Genomic DNA, 19,837 nt, shown 5'->3' on the forward strand with positions numbered 1-19,837 from the left:
CCGGATCCTCCCTCAGCGGGAGCGTATCCGGGGTGCCGGTAGTTACCGTCGGACCATGACAGATGCTGCCCAGCCCGGCGGGCAGGCGCTCGTCCTGCGCGGCCTGGCCAAACGGTTCGACGACAAGGTCGCGGTCGCCGGGGTCGAGCTGGACGTCCCGGTCGGCTCCTTCTACGGCCTGCTCGGCCCGAACGGTGCCGGCAAGACCACCACGTTGTCGATGGCGGTCGGGCTGCTACGGCCGGACGCCGGCCACGCCCACGTCCTCGGCCACGACGTCTGGGCCGACCCGGTGCGGGCGAAGCAACTGCTCGGCGTACTGCCGGACGGGGTGCGGCTGTTCGACCGGCTCACCGGTGCCGAGCTGCTCGCGTACCACGGTCTGCTGCGCGGCATGGACCCGGCGGTGGTCGACCAGCGGGCCGGCGAACTGCTCGACGTGCTGGCGCTCGACGACGCCGGACGCACCCTGGTGGTCGACTATTCAGCGGGCATGAAGAAGAAGATCGGGCTGGCCTGTGCGCTGCTGCACGGCCCCCGGCTGCTGGTGCTCGACGAGCCGTTCGAGGCGGTCGACCCGGTCTCCGCCGCGCTGATTCGCGACATCCTGCAGCGGTACGTCGCCGGCGGCGGCACGGTGATCTTCTCCAGCCATGTGATGGCCGTGGTCGAGCGGCTCTGCAGCCACGTGGCGATCCTCGCCGACGGAGTCATCAAGAAGGTCGGCACGTTGGACGAGGTACGGGCCGGGCGGTCGCTGGAAGAGGTCTTCGTCGACGTCGTCGGTGGTCGCACGGCCACCGGGGAGGAACTGGCATGGCTGTGACCGGGCCGGGAACCGGCGTGGCGGTGACCGGGTCGACCGCCGGGGTGCCCGCCGTCGCCGGCCGGCGCCCGGTACGGGCCCGGCACTTCGTCCGCCTCAAGCTACGGGTGATGGGCAACAACCTACGTGGCCAGGGCTGGCGGATCGCGTTGTTCATCGGCGGGATCATCGCCGGGCTGTGGTTCGCCGGCAACGGCTTCCTGATCCTCGCCGCGCCGGGGTTCGTCGACAGCGAACAGGGCATGCTGCTGGCCGCCGGGTTCGGCGGCACCCTGCTGGTGCTCGGCTGGCTGCTGCTGCCACTGGCCTTCTTCGGCGTGGACGAGACGCTCGACCCGGCCCGGTTCGCGCTGCTGCCGCTGCCCCGGCGGACCATGGTCACCGGGCTGCTGGTCACCGGACTGATCGGCGTGCCGTCGATCGCCACCGGCCTGGCCAGCCTGGGCCTGGTGCTCAGCGCGGCGCTGCTCGGCGGCCCGCTGGCCGGCGCGGTCCAACTGGTCGGGGTCGCCGCCGGTCTGCTGCTCTGCGTCCTGGGCAGTCGGGCGATCACCAGCGCGTTCGCCGGCATGCTGCGGTCGCGCCGGGTGCGTGACCTGGCCGCGGTGCTGCTCGCCGTGCTGGCCGCCCTGCTCGGCCCGCTGCAACTGCTGGTCATCGGCGGGCTGGGCAACGCCGACTGGGACCAGCTGGCTGAGGTGGCGGGAATCCTCGGCTGGACCCCGCTGGCCGCCCCGTACACGATGGGTTTCGACGTCGTCGACGGACGGCTCTGGGCGGTGCCGGTCAAGCTGGCGGTCACCGCCGCCACCCTGGCCGGCCTGTACCGGTGGTGGTCGAGGTCGCTGGAGTCGGCGATGGTCGGCACCGCGAGCGGCGGCTCGGCCAGGGCGGTGGCCGCTGCGTCCGGTACCCCGGTGAGTCAGTTGTTTCCCCGGCTGCTCACCCGGACCCCCCGCGACCGGTACGGCGCTCTGGTCGCCCGGGAGGTGCGCTACTGGTGGCGGGACATGCGGCGGCGGGCCAACCTGATCACCGTCGCCGTGGTCGGGGTGTTCATCCCGGCGCTGATCAACGTCGGCGGTTTCAGCGCCTTCACCTACGACCCGGACGGTTCGCTGGACGTCGGGCTGACCGCGTCGGCGACCAGCGTCAGTATCTCGATGCTCTTCGTCGGCGCGCTCGCCGCCGTGACCCTGGCCAACCAGTTCGGATTCGACGGCAGCGCGTACGCGGCGAACGTGATCGCCGGAGTGCCGGGTCGGCTGGAGCTGCGTGCCCGGGTGGTCGGGTTCTCGGTCTACATCGTGCCGCTGCTGGTGGTGATCTCGGCCGGCCTCGGGTTGTTCCTGCGCGAACCGGGCTGGATCCCGGTCGCCGCCGGGACGCTGTTCGCCGCGTACGGTGCCGGGCTGGCGGTCAACCTGATCGTCTCGGTGGTCGGTGCCTACTCGCTGCCGGAGACGTCGAATCCGTTCGCGCTGAACAGCGGTGCCGGCGTGGCGAAGAGCATGCTGGCGCTGGTGGCGATGGTCGCGTCGGCGGCGGCTGCGGTGCCGATCGTGCTCGCCACCGCGCTGCTCGGCGAGGTCTGGTACTGGTTTGCCCTGCCGGTCGGCGTCGGATACGGCCTGGGTGCGGTGGCCCTGGGCCTGTACATCACCGGTGACCTGCTGGACCGACGCATGCCGGAGCTGCTCGCCACGGTGACACCGCGCCGGTGACTCCCGACTGGGTCACAATGTTTCACGTGAATCATCCCGAGCCCGGTGCCGAGATCCACTATCGCGACCCGTTCGCCACGGCGAGTGAGGACCGTTCGCCCGCGCGGCGGCTACGTGGCCGGCTGGCCGCACCGGTAACGCTGTGGACGGCCGGTGGCGGGTCGGCTCCGCTCGCCGGATTGACCGTGTCGTCGACCGTGCTGGCCGACGGTGACCCGCCGCGACTGCTCGGGCTGCTCGACGAGGAGTCGCAGCTGTGGGAGGTGCTCCGCGAGTCGGGCAGGTTCGCGATGGTTCCGCTGGGTCCGGCGCATCGGCAGCTCGCGGACCGGTTCGCTGGGCTGATGCCGGCACCGGGCGGACCGTTCAAGGCAGCGGACTGGCAGTCCACCGGGTACGGCCCGGTCCTCGCGGGGGCGAGCGGGTGGGCGGGCTGCCGGCTCGACGACGCCCGACCGTACGGGTGGGCGATGCTGGTGGAGGCGACCGTCGAGTCGGTCACGGTCGGCGACGAAGGCGACGCCGGGCCGCTGATCCACTACCGCGGCCGGTACCGCGAACTCGGCGAGCCGCGCGGCCGGTAGCTCGGTCCGGGCACGTTCCGCAGCGTCCGGAGCGTCCGGAGCGCACCACCCGGCCCGACCCGGGTGGCAACCGCTGCCCGGCCGGGGTGCTACCACTAGGCTCGGGAGCATGCTGCCTGTTCCCCGATTCGGCGACGGCCATCGAGTGCTGGTCACCGGAGGTGCTGGTTTCGTCGGAAGCCACCTCGTCGACCGGTTGGTCGCGCGTGGTTGTGCGGTGGTGGCGGTGGACAACTTCGTCACCGGCTCCAAGGAGAACGTCGCCCACCTCGCCGACGAACCTCGGTTCACCCTCGTCGAGGCGGACATTTCGGACGGATTGCCGGATCATCACCCGGCGGTGCGTCAGCGGTTCGACGCGATCATGCACCTCGCTTCGCCAGCCAGCCCGACGGACTTCGCCACGCTGCCGATCGAGATCCTCCGGGTCGGCTCCCTCGCCACGTTGCACCTGCTGGACCGGGCGGTCGCCGACCGGGCCCGGTTCATCATGGCGTCGACCTCCGAGGCGTACGGCGACCCGTTGGTGCACCCGCAACCGGAGACCTACTGGGGCAACGTCAACCCGATCGGGGTGCGCAGCGTCTACGACGAGGCCAAGCGGTTCGCCGAATCGGCGACAATGGCGTACCACCGGTACCGCGGACTGGACGCCGGCATTGTGCGGATCTTCAACACGTACGGGCCCCGGATGCGGCCGGACGACGGCCGGGCCATCCCCACCTTCATCAGCCAGGCGCTGCGCGGCGAGCCGATCACCGTGCACGGCACCGGCGGGCAGACCAGGTCGATCTGCTACGTGGCGGACCTGGTGACCGGGATCGTCGCACTGCTCGACTCCACCGAGACCGGGCCGATCAACTGCGGCACCGAGCATGAGCTGACCATGCGGGAGCTGGCCGAGCAGATCGTCCAACTGGTGGGCAGCTCATCGACGATCAACCTGGTCGCCCGCTCCTCGGACGACCCGGAGATGCGCCGTCCGGACCTGACCCTGGCCCGCACCAGGCTCGGCTACCAGCCGACGGTCGATCCGCAGGACGGGCTGCGCCGCACCATCGCCTACTTCCGCCAGCGACTCGGCTGATCGGCGGCGGCCCGGCAGTCGAGTCATCGGCGGGCGAGCGCCCGGTACGTACGCTGGAGGCATGTCAGCCAGCAACCAGCACGGTGACCGGTCAGCCAGCAGCCGCCACGGTGGCCGGGCCGTCCCCGGCCGGACGACCGGTCCGGCCGGCACCGCCTACGGGTCCTCGACCGGCCGGGCGCAGGTGCCGGTCGGCGGTCGTGCCGGCCATCAGTACGGCGGTCGTGCCGGCCATCAGGTCGGTGGCCCGCCACGCCGGCCGCGGCCCCGCTGGGGGCGCATCGCCCTGGTCGGCGGGGTGGCGCTGGTGGTGCTGGCCCTGCTCGCCAGCGGCGGGCTCTGGGCGTACGCCCGTGGGCTGAACCAGGATCTGGGGCGGACCGATCCGTTCTCGCAGATCACCGAGGGGCGGCCGCCGGCGGCGGTGGACGGCGCGCTGAACATCCTGCTGATCGGCACCGACTCGCGGGATCCGGACGCCCCGGTCGACCAGGCCGGCAAGTGGCGGGCGGACACGATCATCGTGATGCACATCCCGTCGTCACACGACCGCGCCTATCTGGTGTCGATCCCGCGTGACCTGTACGTGCCGATCCCGTCGGACGCCGCCGCGGCCTGCGAGACCGGCGAACGGGCCAAGATCAACGCCGCGTTCGCCTGGGGCGGGCTGCCGCTGGCGGTACGGACCGTGGAGTGCTTCACCGACGTGCGGATCAATCATGTGATGTCGATCGACTTCGCTGGTTTCGTCGAGGTCACCGACGCGCTCGGCGGGGTCGACCTGACCGTCGAGCAGGACACGACGTCGATCCACAAGCCGTACCGACAGTTCAGTGAGGGCGTCAATCACATGAACGGCGCCGAGGCGCTGGACTGGGTCCGCCAACGCAAACAGTTTCCGGATGGTGACTTCGCGCGCATGCGTCACCAGCAAGAGTTCCTCCGCGCGCTGATGGACAAGGCTGTGAGTTCCGGCACACTGTCGAACCCGGTCAAACTGAATGCGTTTCTCAAGGCGACGACCCAGGCGGTGACGGTCGACCAGGGCTTCTCCCTGGTCGACATGGCGCTGCAGTTCCGCAAGCTCAGGGGAGAGAACCTGCACTTCCTGACCAGCCCGCACAACGGCAGCGAGACGATCAACGGCGAATCGGTGGTCGTCTCCGACCGGGAGAAGGCATTGTCGATGTACCAGGCGATGGCGGCCGATCAGATGACCGCCTGGGTCCAGGCCAATGTCACGCCCAGTCCTGGCGCCAGTGACTGACAGCCCTGAGCCGGTGACTGAGTGGACATTGCCGATCGTCACCCGGTGACGGGTCAATCCGACACAAATTTGAAACCCGAGCAGGGTCGATAAGTCGACCAAGTTTCCGTACAGTGGGCTCGCCCTATTGTCACGCCCCCAGGAGCAGGCATGCCGGTTCAGACCCGCCGACGTTCGACGTCGACCGAGTCGGGGAACCCGCTCGCCACCCGCGGCGCGGCCGGACGTCGGTCGGGTGGCCGGTCGGGTCCGGGTTCCGGCCGCAGCGGCTCGGGCCGGCGCCCCCGCCGCAAGGACCCGGTCTGGGCCCGCACGATGGTCGTGCTGGGCGCGCTGCTGATGATGCTCAGCGGCACCACGATCGTCGGCAGCAAATGGCTGATCGCCCAGGCGACCAGTGGGATCGAGCAGTCGAACCTGCTCGGCGTCGCCGGCAAGACCGACGCCGAGGGCGGTGACAGCCTCGAAGGTCCGATCGACATGTTGCTGCTCGGCATCGACCACCGGGGCAGCTGGGCGGAGTCGGACACCCGGGCCGACACGATCATCATCCTGCACATCCCCGCCACCCACGACCAGGCGTACCTGATCTCCGTCCCCCGGGACACCGAGGTCGAGATCCCGCCGTTCGAGAAGAGCGGGTGGCCGGGTGGGGTCGGCAAGGCGACCGAGGCGTTCTTCCATGGCGCACAGAACGGTGCCGGGCACGCCGGTGGCGCCCAGTTGATGGCGGAGACGATCAAGAACCTCACCGGGGTCAGCTTCGACGGCGCCGCGATCATCAACTTCAGCGGCTTCAAGTCGGTCATCGACAGCCTCGGCAGCGTCCGGCTCTGCGTCGACGAGGACACCCCGTCGATCCACATGACCCTGGTCGACGGCCAGCCGATGTGGAACTCCGAAGCCGACCAGGTCAGCGGGGAGAAGCAGCAGGTCGTGCACAAGAAGGGCTGCCGCGAGATGCAGGGCTGGGAGGCGCTGGACTTCTCCCGGCAGCGGTACGGGCTGGACAACGGCGACTACGACCGGCAGAAGAACCAGCAGAAGCTGATCAAGGCCATGGCCAAGAAGGCGATGGCCAACGGGGTGATGACCAACCCGCTCAAGTTGAACGAGCTGATCGACGCGGCAGGCAAGGCGTTCGTGCTGGACACCGGCAAGGTGCCGCTGCCGGACTTCGTCTTCACCCTGCGTGGGGTGGCCGCCAACGACCTGGTCATGCTGCGGACCAACGGCGGCAGCTTCAACGGCAACGACGCCGGCCGGGAGAACATCGATCCGCTCAGCCAGGAGATGTTCCAGGCGGTCAAGAACGACAACCTCGCTGAGTTCATCCTCGCCAACCCGTCGGTGCTGGCGGGCCAGGAATAGGCTGTTCGGCATGCATGGACCACCGATCCCCACCGTTGACGTCCCCGACGTATCCGCCGACGCGTATCTGCTGGACGTCCGCGAGCCCGAGGAATGGGCGGCCGGGCACGCGCCGGGCGCCCACCACCTGCCGATGATGGAGATCCCGCACCGGTTGGCCGACGTCCCACAGGAGGGCGACGTGGTGGTGGTGTGCCGGTCCGGCGGCCGGTCCGGGCAGGTCGTCGCCTACCTCAACCAGCACGGCTGGGACAACGTCCGCAACCTCACCGGCGGCATGCAGGACTGGGCGGCGCACTCCCGGCCGATGGTGAGCGAGTCCGGCGAACCGCCCCGGGTCCTCTGACCGGCGGCCCGGCGCTGGCGGCCCGGCACTGCCCAAATCCGCCGGCACCGGGCAGACTCGAAGCATGCCGGAACGCCCCGACTATCCGAGTCTGATCGCTGGACACACCGTCGTCCTCGATATGATCAACAGCGGTGAGTCGGGGCTGCCGATCCTGCACCACCTGCTGCGACTCGCGCAGCGTGCGCTCGGCGCCGCCGGGACCTCGTTCGCCGAGTACGGGCCACGCAGGGGTCGGATCATCGCCGCCACCGGTGCCGCCGAATGGTCGGTCGGCCGACCCGTCGACCTCGACGAACCCGCCACCGCCCGGCTGCTCACCGGACCGCGGACCGTCGAGTTCCCGGTGACGGCGCTCACCGCTGCCCTGGCCGACCAGATCGCCGGCCGAGGCCTGCACCGGATGCTGGTCGCGCGCGCCGAGATCGGCGGGGTGCTGATCGGCAGCCTGCACGCCTACTACCCGGATCCGGACCAGAGTGCCAGCCCTGACCATCACACGCTGATCGCCTACCTGGCGTCCTGCATCGCCCACATGTACGGCGACCAGACCGGGCTGCCGGTGCACGGCGACGGGCCAGTGGTCGCCGCGCTCGCCGACGGACTGGCCATCGTCGATGACGAGTCCTGCGTACGGCTGTGGAACCCGGCGGCTGAGCGGCTCACCGGCAGCACCGCGCAGGACCGGCTGCACCGACCGATCCCGTTCCCGGTGCCGCCCCCCGGCCAGGTCGTGGACCATCAGCTGCCGGACGGCCGGTGGCTGCGGATCACCTCCGGGGAGCTGCCGGGCTTCGTCGCCTCCCGGGTGGTCACCTTTCGGGACATCACCGACCAGCACCACCGCGATCACGACGTCGACCTGTTCATCGCGGTCACCAGCCACGAGCTGCGCACCCCGGTCACCGTGATCAAAGGGTACGCGGAGACCCTCAGCGACCACTGGGAGTCGTTGACCGACCGGGACCGACGGGAGGCCGCCCGGGTGCTCGGGCAGCGGGCCACCGAACTGGCCCGGCTGGTCGACCGGCTACTCTCCGCAGCCAACGACTCGGGACCGGCGGTCGGCGCGCCGTCCGCCCCGTTCGATCTGGTCGAGACGCTGCGGGCCGCTGTCGAGGATCTGCCCGCCGGACTGCGTCAGCGGCTCACCGTCGAGCTGCCCGATGACCTGCCGAAAGCGGTCGGAGACCGGGCGAGCCTGACCACCGTACTCACCGAACTGGCCACCAACGCCGACAAGTACTCGCCATCGGGCAGCCCGATCGAGGTCACCGCCATCGCCGACGAACGCTCGGTGGCCTTGCGGATTAGTGATCGCGGCATCGGGGTACGTCCGGAACACGTGGAACGAGCGTTCGATCGGTTCTGGCAGGGCGAATCGGGCGACCAGCGCCGTTACCCCGGCGCCGGACTCGGCCTGTACCTGGTCCGACAGATCGTCGAGCGCCAGCACGGCTGGGTGTCCCTGCGGCCCCGTGACGGCGGAGGTACGGTCGCCGAGGTGCGGCTGCCCCGCAGCTGAGAGGAGGCGGCGTGACCTCGGCACTGGCGGGACGGGTGTGGAGCGTGCTGGTACCGCACCATGCCAGCGGCGCCCGGTTCGCCCGTCACCAGCTCGCCAGGACGTTGGCCGACCGGATCCGCCCCGACTTCCTGTCCGACGTGATGACGGTCGTGGCCGAACTGGTCGGCAACGCCGTACGGCACGCCCGGCCGCTGCCGGACGGGATGATCCGGGTGACCTGGCAGCTGACCCCGCGCCGGCACAGCCGCACGGTCCTGCTGCGGGTGACCGACGGCGGGTCCGGGGACGTGCCGCAGGTCCGGACCGCCCCGTCGGACGCGCTCAACGGCCGTGGCCTGGGCATCGTCGCCGCCCTGGCCCGCCGCTGGGGGGTGGAACCCGCCGGCTCCGGCCGCTGCGTCTGGGCGGAGATCGGCGAGCCGGATCCGGGCTGAGCCGGGGCGGGACGCCGGGACGGGCTCGGGCGGATTCCCTCCGGTCACCGGCCCAGGGTCCGGGCGGATCCCTCGGCGGTGGGCGGGTTCCTCTAGGCTGTCTGGCCGTGGGCAAGCGCCGAAAGCAGGACCGGGCCGCCAGCGGCGGCAAGCGGGAGAAGATCCGCGACGTATTCGTGCCCCGGCCGTTCGCCGGGCTGGCCGACGAGCCGGACTGGGTCGCGCTGCGCGAACTCGTCCCGGCGGCCACCGCGCCGCTGATCCTCGAACCCGAGCTGGCCGGCAAGTACGCCGACCGGACGGTGACGCTGGCCACCGTACTGCCGATGGCGGCCCCGGCCGTCGTCCGGGCCGACGGCCAGATCATGATCGGGCTTCAGCGGCACGCCCAGTCCGGGGACGTCTCCCGCGACCTGGCGTCGGCGTTGCTGGCCGCGCTGGAGACCGAGCCGGGCGACACGGTGCCGGTGCCGCCGCTGCCCGGACCCGGCCCCCGGCTGCAGGACGTGCTCGCCGACGGGGCGCTGACGGTCCAGGTGCACGACAGCTTCGCGTTCTGGGTGGAGCCCGAAGCGGCCGCCAACCCGGCGGTGCAGGCCTCCCTGGAGCGGGCCGACGCGTCCATCTATCCGACGACCCGGATGGCGGCGGCGCCCGCCGCGTACTGGTGCCGGGTGGGGGAGCGGGCGCACGTGCGCTGGGTACTGCCCGGTGACGAGGACCGGACGCTGGACACACTGGCCCGGCTGAGCGCCGCCGGTGACCTGCCGATGGGGCCGCAGACCCGGTTCGCCGGGATGTTCCGGGCCCACGGGCTGCTGGTGCCGGTGTGGGACCTGCCGTCCGGGCCGGAGGCTGCCGAGTGGGAGCAGCCGTTGGCCGAGTTCGCCGAGCGGCTCGCGGCGGCGGCCAGCGTCACCGATCCGCTCGACGCCGCCGCCCGCCGGTCCCGGCAGGGCCTGCTGGGCCGGCAGCTCACGCTGCGCTGACCCGGCGGCCGGTCAGTCGGGCCGGAGCGGATCCCGGACCAGCGGTGCCGACATGCACCGTGGACCGCCCCGGCCGGACCCGAGCTCGGCGCCGGGGATCGTCACCACCTCGATCCCGGCCCGGCGCAGCTGCGTGTTGGTCGCCGTGTTCCGCTCGTACGCCACACACACCCCCGGGGCCAGCGCCAGGGTGTTGTTTCCGTCGTCCCACTGCTCCCGCTCCGCGGTGACCGGGTCCAGCCCGGTGCCGACCAGCCGGAGCCGGTCGATGTCCATCGCGTCGGCGGCGGCCCGCAGGAACGGCGCGGGTCCGGCGACCTGCAGGTCGCCCGAGGCGGTACGGATCACCGTGTACGCGGCGAGCTCCTCGGCCATCGGCGGGTACATCAGCACCGCGTCCACGTCGACCAGCGTGCAGATGGTGTCCAGGTGCATGGTCGCCCGCCGTTGGGTGATCGGCACCACCAGGACGGTGTGCGCCAGCCCGTCGCCGAGCACCCGCCGGGCCAGCCGCTCCACTCCGGCGGGTGTGGTCCGTTCGCCGACGCCGACGGCCAGCACACCGGGGGCGAGCAGCAGCACGTCGCCGCCTTCGACGTGTTCCTGGTCGGGCCGGTGGATCAGCTCGGTCCCGGCGAACCGGGGGTGGTGCCGGTAGATCAGGTCGGTGAGCCGGCCCTCCCGGCGGCGGGCGCGCATCGCCAGGCTGGTCACCGCCACCCGGTCGCGGATCCAGACCGATGAATCGCGAGTGAACAGCAGATTGGGCAGCGGGTCGATGATGAAGTCGTGCTCGCGCAGCAGGGCATGCACCAGCCCGGCCGGCCGGTCGTCGCGGCGGGACAGTTCGCCACGGGCCAGGCCGGCGACGAGCACCCGGGCCAGCCCGGCCGGGTCGAGGTAGGCGAGCTGCTCGGCGACCCGGTCACGCAGGGTCTCGCCCAACCGGCGGCCGGCCAGTACGGTTGCCACGGCCTCGGCGCGAGCCGGGGTGGCGGCGAGCGTCTCGGCGAGCAGTTGTTCGAGGTAGAGCACCTCGACACCGCGCTCGCGCAGCACGGCGGCGAACGCGTCGTGCTCGGCCTGGGCGCCGGCGACCCAGGGGATCGCGTCGAAGAGCAGGGCGCCGCTGTTGCGGGGGGTCAGCCGGGCCAGTTCGCTGCCCGGACGGTGCAGCATGACCACCCGGAGGTGGCCTACCTCACTGTCGACGTAGTGCGTCACACTCGCAGCCTATGGCAGTCGTTTGGCACCATCTGTTGAAAGAGTCGTGGGGTGAATAGGGCATTCATCCCTACTCACTCCGGCCTGGCGTCTTGCTTCAGTACCGGTGTCGCCACGTACGGTAGTTGGTAGTCCATCGTCCAGGGGACCTTTGCCGGAGGTCGTGATGACTGTCTTCCATGAGCGCCGCGTGCTGCCCGCCCAGCGGGCGCTGCCCCGCCGAGCGGGCGAACAGGTTATGGAGGAGTCCCCACCTGGCACGTTGGAGGCCATCCGGCCGTCGCCGATGGAGTGGGCCCGACGCCGTCGGGCCGAGCGTGGCGCCAAGCGGATCGAGGCGGCCGGCGCCCGCGCGCTGAACCGCCTGGACCAGCTCGGCCCGTCCTGGCACGTGGTGAACTGGCCGCGTACCGACAGCCCGGACCGGGTGCTCGGGTTGGAGACCGCTGGCCGCGAGGAACGTGCCGGGTTCCTGGCCATCGGGCCCAGCGGGCTCTTCGCGGTCACCGTCGTCGACCACGGCCGCAGCCGGGTCCTGGTCGCCGGTGACGTGGTGCAGATCAACGGCAAGCGACCGACGTACGTCGCCGAGGCCCGCCGGGACGCCAAGCGGGCGAGCAAGGCGATGTCCGCCGCGGTCGGGCACACCATCCCGGTCGCCCCGGTGCTCACCTTCGTCGGTTCCGGGGTGATCAGCGTGTACGGGCTGCCCAAGGAGTGCATGGTCACCACCCATCGGGAGTTGGACCGGCTGCTCATCGCCGGGGGCACCCGGATCAGTTCGGCCACCGCCGAGAAGCTGTACCAGGTGGCCCGGCATCCGGAGACCTGGCTGAACGCTCCGTACCGCTCGGCGACCGACTACCGGTGGTACGGGGCCGGCCGTTCAGCCGCTGACAAGCCGACCAGCCGGCGGTAGCCTTCGGGGCGAAGGCGCTGACGACCTCACTACGGCGTACGTCCAGCTGCCGACTAGCTTGTGACGACTGCACCCGTTTACCCCGGTCTGTCCGATCCGGAGCCTGCTCGGCATCAGTCGACGGACCCGGCAGAGACCGGATAGCGTTGCTGTTGTCCGGTTGAGTCAGGGGAGGCGCGGGTGGCGCACGTCGAGCTCTCGATCTCGGAACCGCTGGTCCCCCAGGCCCGCGAGCCGATCGAGCCGATGCGCGTGGACAACTTCCAGCTGTGGGTGGCCACCGCCGCTACCGCACTGGAGCCGTGTCTCGTCCTGCGCCAGGATCTGACCGTCGCCGCGATCTCCCGGTCCTGCTGCGACCTGCTGGGCCTCGGCGAACCCGGCCAGGTCGAAGGCCGGCCGCTGCTGGCCGGCCTGCGGCTGGTCGACTTCACCGCGCAACGCGGCGAGCTCGACGAGACCGAGATCGACAAGATCCCGCCGCTGCTCGCGCTCAGCTCCGGGCGGCTCGCCCGCGGCCTGCTGCGAGTCGACAGTGACGCGGCCACCGCCCAGGGCGACGGCACCGTGGACGCGATCGCCACTCCGGTGTGGATCGGCAAGAAGGTGACCGGGTCGCTGACCTTCTTCGCACCGATCACCACCGCGTACTCGGCCGGATGACCGGCCCGCCGGTCGACGCCTCTGCCGTACGCTGCCCTCATGCTCGACCTGGACCTGCTGCCAGCGGAGTACGCCGTCTGCCGCCTACCGGCCGGGTCCTCGCTGCCGGCCGAATACCTGGCCGGCCCCACCGCCGGGGTCGTCTCGGTGACCTGGACCGAGGACGAGGTGTCGGTGATCTGCCGCACCGACCGGGTGCCGCCCGGTGCCAAAGTCGAGACGCCGTGGCGCTGCCTGCGGGTGGTCGGCCCGCTGGACCTCGCGCTGACCGGGGTCCTCGCGTCGCTCGCCGGCCCGCTGGCTGAAGCCCGGGTCAACATCGTGGCATTCTCGACCTTCGACACGGATTATCTGCTGGTGCCGACCGTCCGACTGTCCGAAGCTCTGGCCACGCTGACCGGCAGCGGCCACCGGGTCGCCGGCGCAGCCGTACCATGAGTTGGTGCTGTCCGCACGTCAACGGTCCCGGGCCGGCAGCCGGCACCCCAGCCGGCGCGCCGGCTGCGGACTGCTGCTGATCAGCGCGGCACTGCTCGGCGTATCGATGGTCGCCGGCTGCGGTCGGCCGCCCGGGATCGGCGCACCGACGGCGGACGCGGTGCCGGCACCGACCGGCACGCCGACGCCGACCGCACCGCCGTCGACCGCACCGTCCGGTACCTCCACGCCCACGCCGTCCAACCCGCCGTCGGCCACCCCGAGCCGTTCCGCGACGGCCGACGGCTTCCCGGTGGCCGTCGCCGTCGACTGCGCCGGGCGGCCATCCGCCGCCCAGGTGGTGGCGCTGCTGCGCCGCACCGACGGGCTGCTACCGCCCGGCGCCCAGGTCAGCGTGCCGGTGGCACCCCGTTGCGCCGGCAGTTGGCAGTACACCGTGGTGCAGATCCCGTCCCGGGAGTCGTTGCAGGTGGTGACCGAAGGGTCGCCGACCTCGTTCACGCTGGTCACCGCCGGTACGGACGTCTGCATCATCCCGGTCCGGGTCGGCGCGCCGGCCGGGATCCGTACGCTCGCCTGCGAGTCGGTGCCGATCCCGCCGACCACTCCGTAAGCTGGCCGGCATGTCCGTCCCCGCGTCGACCCGATTCGCCTTCCTCGGCCCCGAAGGCACCTTCGCCGAGCAGGCCCTGCTGACCATCCCGGCGGCTCGGCAGGGCGAGCGGGTCGCGGCGCGCAGCGTGCCGGAGGCGCTCGACGCGGTCCGGGCCGGCACCGTCGACGCGGCCCTGGTGCCGCTGGAGAACTCGGTCGGCGGAGCGGTCGGTGTCACCTTCGACGAGTTGACCAACGGCCAGCCGCTCGTGATCGCCCAGGAGGTGGTGCTGCCGGTCGACTTCGTGCTGGCCGCACCCGCCGGCACGACGCTGGAGCAGATCCGCACCGTCGCCGCCCACCCGCAGGCGTCCACCCAGTGCCGGTCCTGGCTGCGCCGGCAGGTGCCGAACGCCGCCGTGGTCGACGTACTGTCCAACGGCGCGGCGGCCGTCGGCGCGGCGGCCGGTGAATACGACGCGGCGATCTGCGCGCCGATCGGCGCCAGCGGCCACCGACTGACCGTGCTGGCCGACAAGATCGCCGACCACGCCGACGCGGTGACCCGGTTCGTCCTGGTCCGGCGCCCCGGTCCGCCGCCGGCCCCGACCGGCGACGATATCACCACCCTGGCCGTCTACATCGCCCACGACCGGGTCGGCGCCCTGCTCGCGGTGCTGATGGAGCTGGCCGTCCGGGAGGTCAATCTCACCCGGATCGAGTCCCGGCCGACCGGGGAGGCACTCGGTCGGTACGCCTTCTTCCTGGACTGCTCCGGGCACGTCGCCGACGACCGGCTCGGCGACGCGCTGCGCGGGCTCCGGCGGGTCTGTGCCGACGTGCGCTTCCTCGGCTCCTACCCACGGCACGACTGGCCGCCGGCGGCCGGCGGCCGCACCACGGGTGGGCCGGCCGGCCGGCACGACGGCGAGTACGCGCAGGCAGCCGCCTGGCTGGCCCGGATCCGCGCCGGCCAACTGGACTGAGCCGACCGGACACCGCCAGCGGGGTCAGTCACCGGCGCGTCCCGCGCGTCGGTCGGACTACTGGGGCATCTGGCCGGCGCCGCGCACCGGCGGCTCCTCGGACGGTTGGACGATCACGAAGCCCTGGCCGGCGAAGCTCATCGTGAACGCCTCCCCGGTACGCCGGCCGAGCAGCGTACCGATGCCCAGCTGCTCGGCCCGGTGGTAGCCGGTCTGCAGGCTGGCCGACCAGCAGACGGCGGCCTGCGGGTCGACGTAGGTCGGCTGGTCGACGGAGAGCACGACCGGAGTGCCCTTGGTGGTGATGGCGAGCCGGCCCTGCCCGGTGAAGACGCAGTTGAACAGGCCTGCGGAGGAGGCGAAGCCCATCCCCTGGACCATCCGGATGTCGTACTGCAGCGTGGAGTCGAAGGCCAGCACGCTGGAGCCGTTGATGGACAGCGCGTCGCCCGGCTCCAGGTCGATCAGGTGCACGTCGGCGGCCTCGTTGGCGAGGAACACGTCACCCTGGCCGGTCAGCTTCATCAGCGGTACGCCTTCGCCGGTGAGCTTCTGCTTGATGAAGTTGCCGAGACCGCCGGAGCCGAGCGCCTGGAACTGCACGTGGCCCTGGTAGGCGACCATCGAACCGGTCCGGGCCATCGCTTCGCCGTTGAGCTCGATCTTCAACAGTTTGGAGTTCTGCAGCCGCAGCCCAGGCTGGGCGGACTCCTTCTCCAGGTGATCGGCGGAGAACAGGGCACTGCGCATGGGTTCCTCCTGGTCAGGTTGATCGACCGAAGGGTAGGTAACCCGCGCAACCGCACGTCATCGCCCGGCCGGACCATCCTTGGTCAACCCCAGCCCAGGTCGTGTAGCCGTTCGTCGTCAATGCCGAAATGATGGGCGATCTCGTGCACCACGGTGATCGCGATCTCGTCGACCACGTCGGCCTCGGTCGCGCAGATCCGCAGGATCGGGTGCCGGAAGATGAGAATCCGGTCCGGCAGTACGCCGGCGTAGTCCCAGCCCCGACTGGTGAGCGCGTGTCCCTCGTACAGACCGAGCAGCTCCGGCTCGCCCGGCGGGGTCTCGTCCTCGACCAGGATCACCACGTTGCTCATCAGCCGCAGCAGCTCCGCCGGGACTTCGTCCAGCGCCTCCCCGACCAACTCCTCGAAGCGCTCGCGGCTCATGTCGACCGGCATCGGTCCATTCTGCCGTACCACCGGGCTCCCATCGGCGGTCCCGGGCATGTTCAGGTATCGGCCTGCCGGCATGTCCAGGTATCGATCGTGGGCTTGTCCAGGTATCGGCGAACGTGAGATCGGTCGACGATGCCGGACAAGCCCAAGATCGTCAGGATGGCGTCGTGGGCGGGCGGTCAGACGGAGAGGCTGGCGTTCAGGGTGATCTCGGCACCCGGCGACAGCAGGCGGGAGATCGGGCAGTTCGCCTTCGCCGCCTCGGCCAGCTTCTGGAAGGTCTCCGGGTCGACGCCAGGCACCTCGCCCACCGTCTCCAGGTCGATCCGGGTGACGGTCATCCCGGCGTCCGTCTTGTCCAGGTGCACACTCGCGGTGGTCTGCACCGACGTCGGGGTGAACCCGGCGTCCGCCAGACCCTTCGAGAACGCCATCGAGAAGCAGCCGGCGTGGGCGGCGCCGATCAGCTCCTCGGGGTTGGTGCCCTCGCCCTCCTCGAAGCGGGACCGGAACGAGTAGTTCCCCTCGTACCCGCCCTTCCCGGTGCGGATAGTGCCAGAACCCTCGGTCAGATTGCCCTGCCAGCGGGCAGATGCGGTACGGATAGGCATGGGCATGACGCTAGCTCACCTCAATGCCCGACGCGACGATGCCCGTGCAAGGTCACCGAGGAGGCTCGGACCCGATGCCCGACGACAGCCGCCGCAGCGGCGCGGAACCCGCCATGCCCCGCCCGCCGGCCGACCAGCCGGCGGTGATCGAGCTCGGCGGCGGCGCCACCGCGCCGGCCGATGGCCCGGGTCCCGGCCTCAATTCCAGCCCTGGCCCCGGTTCCAGCCCTGGCCCCGGGACCGGACGGTGGACCGCCGTCGCTGAGCGGCTGTCCGGCGCGACCGCCGCGACGGTAGACCGGGCCCGTGCCGCAGCCGGGACCCGACTCGGCACACCCGGCCGCGGCAACCTGCCCAGCCTGCTGCTCGCCGCCGTCGGGGTGCTCGCTGCGGCCGGCTCACTCGGCGGCGTGTGGCTGACCTTCGAGATCCCCGGGGTCGAGGTCAGCAGCGGCGGTCCCTACGCCGCCACCGTGCGGCTCGCCGAACTCGGCGCTTTCGGCACCGGGTACCTGCTCGGTCTGCTGGCGTTGCTGGTCTGTGCGGCCCTGACACTGTTCGGCTCCCACCGCAACCGCCCCGACACCCGGATCGCCGGGCTGACCATCGGTGCCGGGCTGGTCGCGCTGCTGGTCACGGTGATGCTGAACAGCGACGAGCTGATCAGGTCGTCGCTGCAGGTTCCCACCGAGATGGAGGTGCTGGTCAGCCGTGGTATTGCGGTGACCGCCGGCCTGGTCGGCGTCGGCGCGCTGCTGCTGGCGCTGTACCTGGCCGGGTGGACCACGGCCGGCCGTGGCGGGACCACCGGAGGTGGCGGCACCACTGGAGGTGGCGGTGCCGGCATCGAAGGCGGTGTCGACCATGGTCGGGTGCTTGACGGGAGCGGGCAACCGACGACCGGCGATCCGGCGGGTACGGCGCCCGCGCCGACCGACCTGCCGTGGCGTCGGCCATCCAACGACGGCCCGGATCCAGGCGGGGGTGCACCCGCCGATCTGACGGTCGGGCCGACCGCCCCGTTCGTCCGGCCGGACAACCCGCCGCACCAGACGCACCGATGGTGAGGACGCACCGCTGGTGAGCCGGCCGAAAACCTGCGCGCGGGCCGACGCGGTGGGCCGGTATCGTTGACTTCCGTGATCGATCTCCGACTGCTCCGTGACGACCCGGACCTCTTCCGTGCCAGCCAGCGTGCCCGCGGCGAGTCCGAGTCCCGGGTGGACGATCTGATCGACGCTGACGAGGCCCGCCGCGCGGCGGTGCAGGCCTTCGAGGCGCTGCGCGCCGAGCAGAAGCAGCTCGGCAAGCGACTGCCCCGGGCGGAACCGGCCGAGAAGGCCGAGCTGCTGACCCGTACCAAGGAGTTGTCGGCCCAGGTGAAGGCGGCCGAAGCCGCCGCCACCGAGGCCGAGCAGACGCTGCGCCGGGCGCAGTTGGCCTTCCCCAACCTGATCGAGGCGGGTGCGCCGGGCGGTGGCGAGGACGACTACGTCGTCCTGCGGGAGGTCGGTGAGCGGCCCGACATCGACGCACCGCGCGACCACCTGGCGCTCGGTGAGGCGCTCGGCGCGATCGACGTCGAACGAGGCGCGAAGGTCTCCGGCAGCCGCTTCTACTACCTGACCGGGGTCGGCGCGCTGCTGCAGCTCGGCCTGCTGCAGCTGGCCATCGCCCAGGCCGTCGAGTACGGCCTCACCCCGACGATCACCCCGGTGCTGGTCAAGCCGGAGTCGATGGAAGGCACCGGCTTCCTCGGCGAGCACGCCAGCGAGATCTACCGGCTGGAAGCCGACGACCTGTACCTGGTCGGCACCAGCGAGGTGCCGCTGGCGGCGTACCACTCGAACGAGATCCTGACCCTCGACGGCCCGGTGCGCTACGCCGGCTGGTCGTCGTGCTTCCGGCGGGAAGCCGGCTCGTACGGCCGGGACGTGCGCGGCATCCTGCGGGTGCACCAGTTCGACAAGGTGGAGATGTTCTCCTTCTGCCCGCCGGAGCAGGCCCATGAGGAGCACCTGCGGCTGCTCGCCTGGGAGGAGGAGATGCTGGCCAAGGTCGAGATCCCGTACCGGGTGATCGACGTCGCCGCCGGCGACCTGGGCACCAGCGCGGCCCGCAAGTACGACTGCGAGGCATGGGTGCCGTCGCAGGGCCGCTACCGCGAGGTCACCTCCACGTCGAACTGCACCACCTTCCAGGCCCGCCGGTTGAACATCCGCTACCGCGACGCCGAGGGCCGCACCCAGCCGGTGGCCACCCTCAACGGCACCCTGGCGACGACCCGGTGGCTGATCCCGATCCTGGAGAACCACCAGCAGCCGGACGGCTCGGTACGGGTACCGAAGGCACTGCAGCCGTACCTCGGCGGCCGGGACGTCCTGGAACCCCTGGCCACCGCCTGACGTCCCCGCCCTGCCAAGGAGCTTCGTCGACCCCGGAGTCATGCCTGACGATGGTGCTGGTGTTGACGGTGCTGGTACTGGCACTGACGGCGGTGGGCGCAGGCAGCGCAACGTCGAGTACGACGCCTTCGACGACCGCTACGCCAACCTGCTGTTGAACGAGATCATCCCGCAGGTGACGGAGCACTTCTCGATCACCGATGACCCGGAGCAGTGGGGGATCTGCGGCGGCAGCAGCGGTGGCAACTGCGCCTTCACCGCTGCCTGGCTGCGCCCGGACAGCTTCCGCCGGGTGCTCTGCTGTCTGTCCAGCTTCGTCCAGATGCCAACTGGCAACCCCTACCCCGAGCTCATCAGGGACACCCCACGCAAGCCGTTGCGGATTTTTCTGCAGGCAGGGCACCGGGACCTGCACTGGAACGAGCCGGAGCACAACTGGCTCGCCAGCAACCTCCGTGTCGCGGCCGAGCTGGCGGAAGCGGGGTACGACTTCCGGCTGGTGCTCGGCGACGGCGGGCACAGCCCGAATCACGGCGGGGTGCTGCTGCCGGACGCGCTGCGCTGGCTCTGGCGGCCGCCGGACACTGGTTGAGCGGCGTCGAGTGGAGGGCTGGGGTACGTAATTCTCGCGGAATTACGTACCCCAGCCCTCCACTC

At 71.3% G+C, this 19,837-nt stretch carries 20 protein-coding genes and 2 pseudogenes; 18 read left to right on the forward strand and 4 right to left on the reverse strand.

What is annotated here, in order from left to right:
* The first annotated feature begins 55 nt into the window (after nucleotides 1-55).
* The 10 genes and pseudogenes from ACN27J_RS22085 (at nucleotide 56) to ACN27J_RS22130 (ending at nucleotide 10,156) form a co-directional block, all read left to right on the forward strand.
* The gene (locus tag ACN27J_RS22085; protein ID WP_421369140.1) at nucleotides 56-826 is read left to right on the forward strand and encodes an ABC transporter ATP-binding protein; all 771 of its coding nucleotides are present in this window, start codon (nucleotides 56-58) and stop codon (nucleotides 824-826) included.
* The gene (locus tag ACN27J_RS22090; RefSeq protein WP_421369142.1) at nucleotides 817-2,550 is read left to right on the forward strand and encodes an ABC transporter permease; all 1,734 of its coding nucleotides are present in this window, start codon (nucleotides 817-819) and stop codon (nucleotides 2,548-2,550) included. Before ACN27J_RS22085 ends, ACN27J_RS22090 begins: the two co-directional genes overlap by 10 nt.
* A gap of 17 nt (nucleotides 2,551-2,567) precedes the next feature.
* Nucleotides 2,568-3,134, forward strand: a pseudogene (locus ACN27J_RS22095) (flavin reductase family protein); the annotation flags it as partial.
* 109 nt (nucleotides 3,135-3,243) lie between these two features.
* Nucleotides 3,244-4,221 carry an NAD-dependent epimerase/dehydratase family protein gene (locus ACN27J_RS22100; protein ID WP_421369144.1) on the forward strand — a complete coding sequence of 326 codons (978 nt, stop codon included), beginning with the start codon at nucleotides 3,244-3,246 and terminating at the stop codon, nucleotides 4,219-4,221.
* Nucleotides 4,222-4,282: 61 nt separating this feature from the next.
* Nucleotides 4,283-5,488 carry an LCP family protein gene (locus ACN27J_RS22105; RefSeq protein WP_421369147.1) on the forward strand — a complete coding sequence of 402 codons (1,206 nt, stop codon included), beginning with the start codon at nucleotides 4,283-4,285 and terminating at the stop codon, nucleotides 5,486-5,488.
* Between the two features lie 150 nt (nucleotides 5,489-5,638).
* Nucleotides 5,639-6,859: an LCP family protein gene (locus tag ACN27J_RS22110; protein ID WP_421369150.1), complete on the forward strand. Its 1,221-nt coding sequence runs from the start codon at nucleotides 5,639-5,641 to the stop codon at nucleotides 6,857-6,859.
* A gap of 10 nt (nucleotides 6,860-6,869) precedes the next feature.
* Nucleotides 6,870-7,205, forward strand: a complete 336-nt coding sequence (locus ACN27J_RS22115) for a rhodanese-like domain-containing protein (protein WP_278173045.1) — start codon at nucleotides 6,870-6,872, stop codon at nucleotides 7,203-7,205.
* Between the two features lie 64 nt (nucleotides 7,206-7,269).
* On the forward strand, nucleotides 7,270-8,730 hold the full coding sequence (locus tag ACN27J_RS22120) for an ATP-binding protein (RefSeq protein ID WP_421369152.1): 1,461 nt from the start codon (nucleotides 7,270-7,272) through the stop codon (nucleotides 8,728-8,730).
* Nucleotides 8,731-8,741: 11 nt separating this feature from the next.
* Nucleotides 8,742-9,167, forward strand: a complete 426-nt coding sequence (locus tag ACN27J_RS22125; RefSeq protein ID WP_421369155.1) for an ATP-binding protein — start codon at nucleotides 8,742-8,744, stop codon at nucleotides 9,165-9,167.
* Between the two features lie 107 nt (nucleotides 9,168-9,274).
* On the forward strand, nucleotides 9,275-10,156 hold the full coding sequence (locus ACN27J_RS22130; RefSeq protein ID WP_421369158.1) for a DUF5926 family protein: 882 nt from the start codon (nucleotides 9,275-9,277) through the stop codon (nucleotides 10,154-10,156).
* Between the two features lie 12 nt (nucleotides 10,157-10,168).
* Here ACN27J_RS22130 and ACN27J_RS22135 read toward each other — a convergent pair whose 3' ends face one another.
* Nucleotides 10,169-11,380, reverse strand: a complete 1,212-nt coding sequence (locus ACN27J_RS22135; RefSeq protein ID WP_421369161.1) for an arginine deiminase — start codon at nucleotides 11,378-11,380, stop codon at nucleotides 10,169-10,171.
* Nucleotides 11,381-11,546: 166 nt separating this feature from the next.
* On the opposite strand from ACN27J_RS22135, the gene ACN27J_RS22140 reads away from it, so the two are divergent.
* The 5 genes from ACN27J_RS22140 (at nucleotide 11,547) to pheA (ending at nucleotide 14,980) form a co-directional block, all read left to right on the forward strand.
* Nucleotides 11,547-12,299 carry a hypothetical protein gene (locus ACN27J_RS22140; RefSeq protein ID WP_278173053.1) on the forward strand — a complete coding sequence of 251 codons (753 nt, stop codon included), beginning with the start codon at nucleotides 11,547-11,549 and terminating at the stop codon, nucleotides 12,297-12,299.
* A gap of 180 nt (nucleotides 12,300-12,479) precedes the next feature.
* Entirely contained in the window at nucleotides 12,480-12,962 is a 483-nt protein-coding gene (locus ACN27J_RS22145; RefSeq protein WP_123606747.1) for a hypothetical protein, read from the forward strand.
* 39 nt (nucleotides 12,963-13,001) lie between these two features.
* Nucleotides 13,002-13,400 (forward strand): ACT domain-containing protein, encoded by a 399-nt coding sequence (locus ACN27J_RS22150; RefSeq protein ID WP_278173055.1) that lies wholly within the window; start codon nucleotides 13,002-13,004, stop codon nucleotides 13,398-13,400.
* Between the two features lie 4 nt (nucleotides 13,401-13,404).
* Nucleotides 13,405-14,013: a hypothetical protein gene (locus ACN27J_RS22155; RefSeq protein WP_421369165.1), complete on the forward strand. Its 609-nt coding sequence runs from the start codon at nucleotides 13,405-13,407 to the stop codon at nucleotides 14,011-14,013.
* 10 nt (nucleotides 14,014-14,023) lie between these two features.
* Nucleotides 14,024-14,980 carry a prephenate dehydratase gene (pheA, locus tag ACN27J_RS22160; protein ID WP_421369168.1) on the forward strand — a complete coding sequence of 319 codons (957 nt, stop codon included), beginning with the start codon at nucleotides 14,024-14,026 and terminating at the stop codon, nucleotides 14,978-14,980.
* 57 nt (nucleotides 14,981-15,037) lie between these two features.
* Here the strand turns inward: pheA and ACN27J_RS22165 are convergent, their stop codons facing one another.
* From ACN27J_RS22165 to ACN27J_RS22175, 3 genes are all read right to left on the reverse strand, one after another.
* On the reverse strand, nucleotides 15,038-15,730 hold the full coding sequence (locus ACN27J_RS22165; RefSeq protein WP_123606750.1) for an AIM24 family protein: 693 nt from the start codon (nucleotides 15,728-15,730) through the stop codon (nucleotides 15,038-15,040).
* Nucleotides 15,731-15,813: 83 nt separating this feature from the next.
* Nucleotides 15,814-16,167 (reverse strand): metallopeptidase family protein, encoded by a 354-nt coding sequence (locus ACN27J_RS22170; protein WP_278173063.1) that lies wholly within the window; start codon nucleotides 16,165-16,167, stop codon nucleotides 15,814-15,816.
* Between the two features lie 176 nt (nucleotides 16,168-16,343).
* Nucleotides 16,344-16,775 (reverse strand): OsmC family protein, encoded by a 432-nt coding sequence (locus ACN27J_RS22175; RefSeq protein WP_123606752.1) that lies wholly within the window; start codon nucleotides 16,773-16,775, stop codon nucleotides 16,344-16,346.
* A 74-nt stretch (nucleotides 16,776-16,849) separates the two neighbouring features.
* Between ACN27J_RS22175 and ACN27J_RS22180 the strand changes: the two genes are divergently transcribed.
* From ACN27J_RS22180 to ACN27J_RS22190, 3 genes and pseudogenes are all read left to right on the forward strand, one after another.
* Nucleotides 16,850-17,842 (forward strand): hypothetical protein, encoded by a 993-nt coding sequence (locus ACN27J_RS22180; RefSeq protein WP_421369171.1) that lies wholly within the window; start codon nucleotides 16,850-16,852, stop codon nucleotides 17,840-17,842.
* Nucleotides 17,843-17,914: 72 nt separating this feature from the next.
* Nucleotides 17,915-19,180, forward strand: coding sequence for a serine--tRNA ligase (gene serS, locus ACN27J_RS22185; RefSeq protein WP_421369174.1), 1,266 nt, complete (start codon nucleotides 17,915-17,917; stop codon nucleotides 19,178-19,180).
* A pseudogene (locus ACN27J_RS22190) lies at nucleotides 19,179-19,772 on the forward strand (alpha/beta hydrolase); the annotation flags it as partial. The gene serS and the pseudogene ACN27J_RS22190, both read left to right, overlap by 2 nt.
* Nucleotides 19,773-19,837: the final 65 nt, after the last annotated feature.

The organism is Solwaraspora sp. WMMB762, assembly GCF_049179115.1.
In the GTDB taxonomy this organism is placed as follows: Bacteria; Actinomycetota; Actinomycetes; order Mycobacteriales; family Micromonosporaceae; genus Micromonospora_E.

Coding starts and splice junctions, on each gene's coding strand:
- ACN27J_RS22140 (WP_278173053.1), top strand. CDS start 11,547: ATGACTGTCTTCCATGAGCGCCGCGTGCTGCCCGCCCAGCGGGCGCTG.
- ACN27J_RS22105 (WP_421369147.1), top strand. CDS start 4,283: ATGTCAGCCAGCAACCAGCACGGTGACCGGTCAGCCAGCAGCCGCCAC.
- ACN27J_RS22175 (WP_123606752.1), bottom strand. CDS start 16,775: ATGCCTATCCGTACCGCATCTGCCCGCTGGCAGGGCAATCTGACCGAG.
- ACN27J_RS22170 (WP_278173063.1), bottom strand. CDS start 16,167: ATGCCGGTCGACATGAGCCGCGAGCGCTTCGAGGAGTTGGTCGGGGAG.
- ACN27J_RS22120 (WP_421369152.1), top strand. CDS start 7,270: ATGCCGGAACGCCCCGACTATCCGAGTCTGATCGCTGGACACACCGTC.
- ACN27J_RS22100 (WP_421369144.1), top strand. CDS start 3,244: ATGCTGCCTGTTCCCCGATTCGGCGACGGCCATCGAGTGCTGGTCACC.
- ACN27J_RS22115 (WP_278173045.1), top strand. CDS start 6,870: ATGCATGGACCACCGATCCCCACCGTTGACGTCCCCGACGTATCCGCC.
- ACN27J_RS22110 (WP_421369150.1), top strand. CDS start 5,639: ATGCCGGTTCAGACCCGCCGACGTTCGACGTCGACCGAGTCGGGGAAC.
- ACN27J_RS22085 (WP_421369140.1), top strand. CDS start 56: ATGACAGATGCTGCCCAGCCCGGCGGGCAGGCGCTCGTCCTGCGCGGC.
- pheA (WP_421369168.1), top strand. CDS start 14,024: ATGTCCGTCCCCGCGTCGACCCGATTCGCCTTCCTCGGCCCCGAAGGC.
- ACN27J_RS22090 (WP_421369142.1), top strand. CDS start 817: ATGGCTGTGACCGGGCCGGGAACCGGCGTGGCGGTGACCGGGTCGACC.
- ACN27J_RS22165 (WP_123606750.1), bottom strand. CDS start 15,730: ATGCGCAGTGCCCTGTTCTCCGCCGATCACCTGGAGAAGGAGTCCGCC.
- ACN27J_RS22150 (WP_278173055.1), top strand. CDS start 13,002: ATGCTCGACCTGGACCTGCTGCCAGCGGAGTACGCCGTCTGCCGCCTA.
- ACN27J_RS22180 (WP_421369171.1), top strand. CDS start 16,850: ATGCCCGACGACAGCCGCCGCAGCGGCGCGGAACCCGCCATGCCCCGC.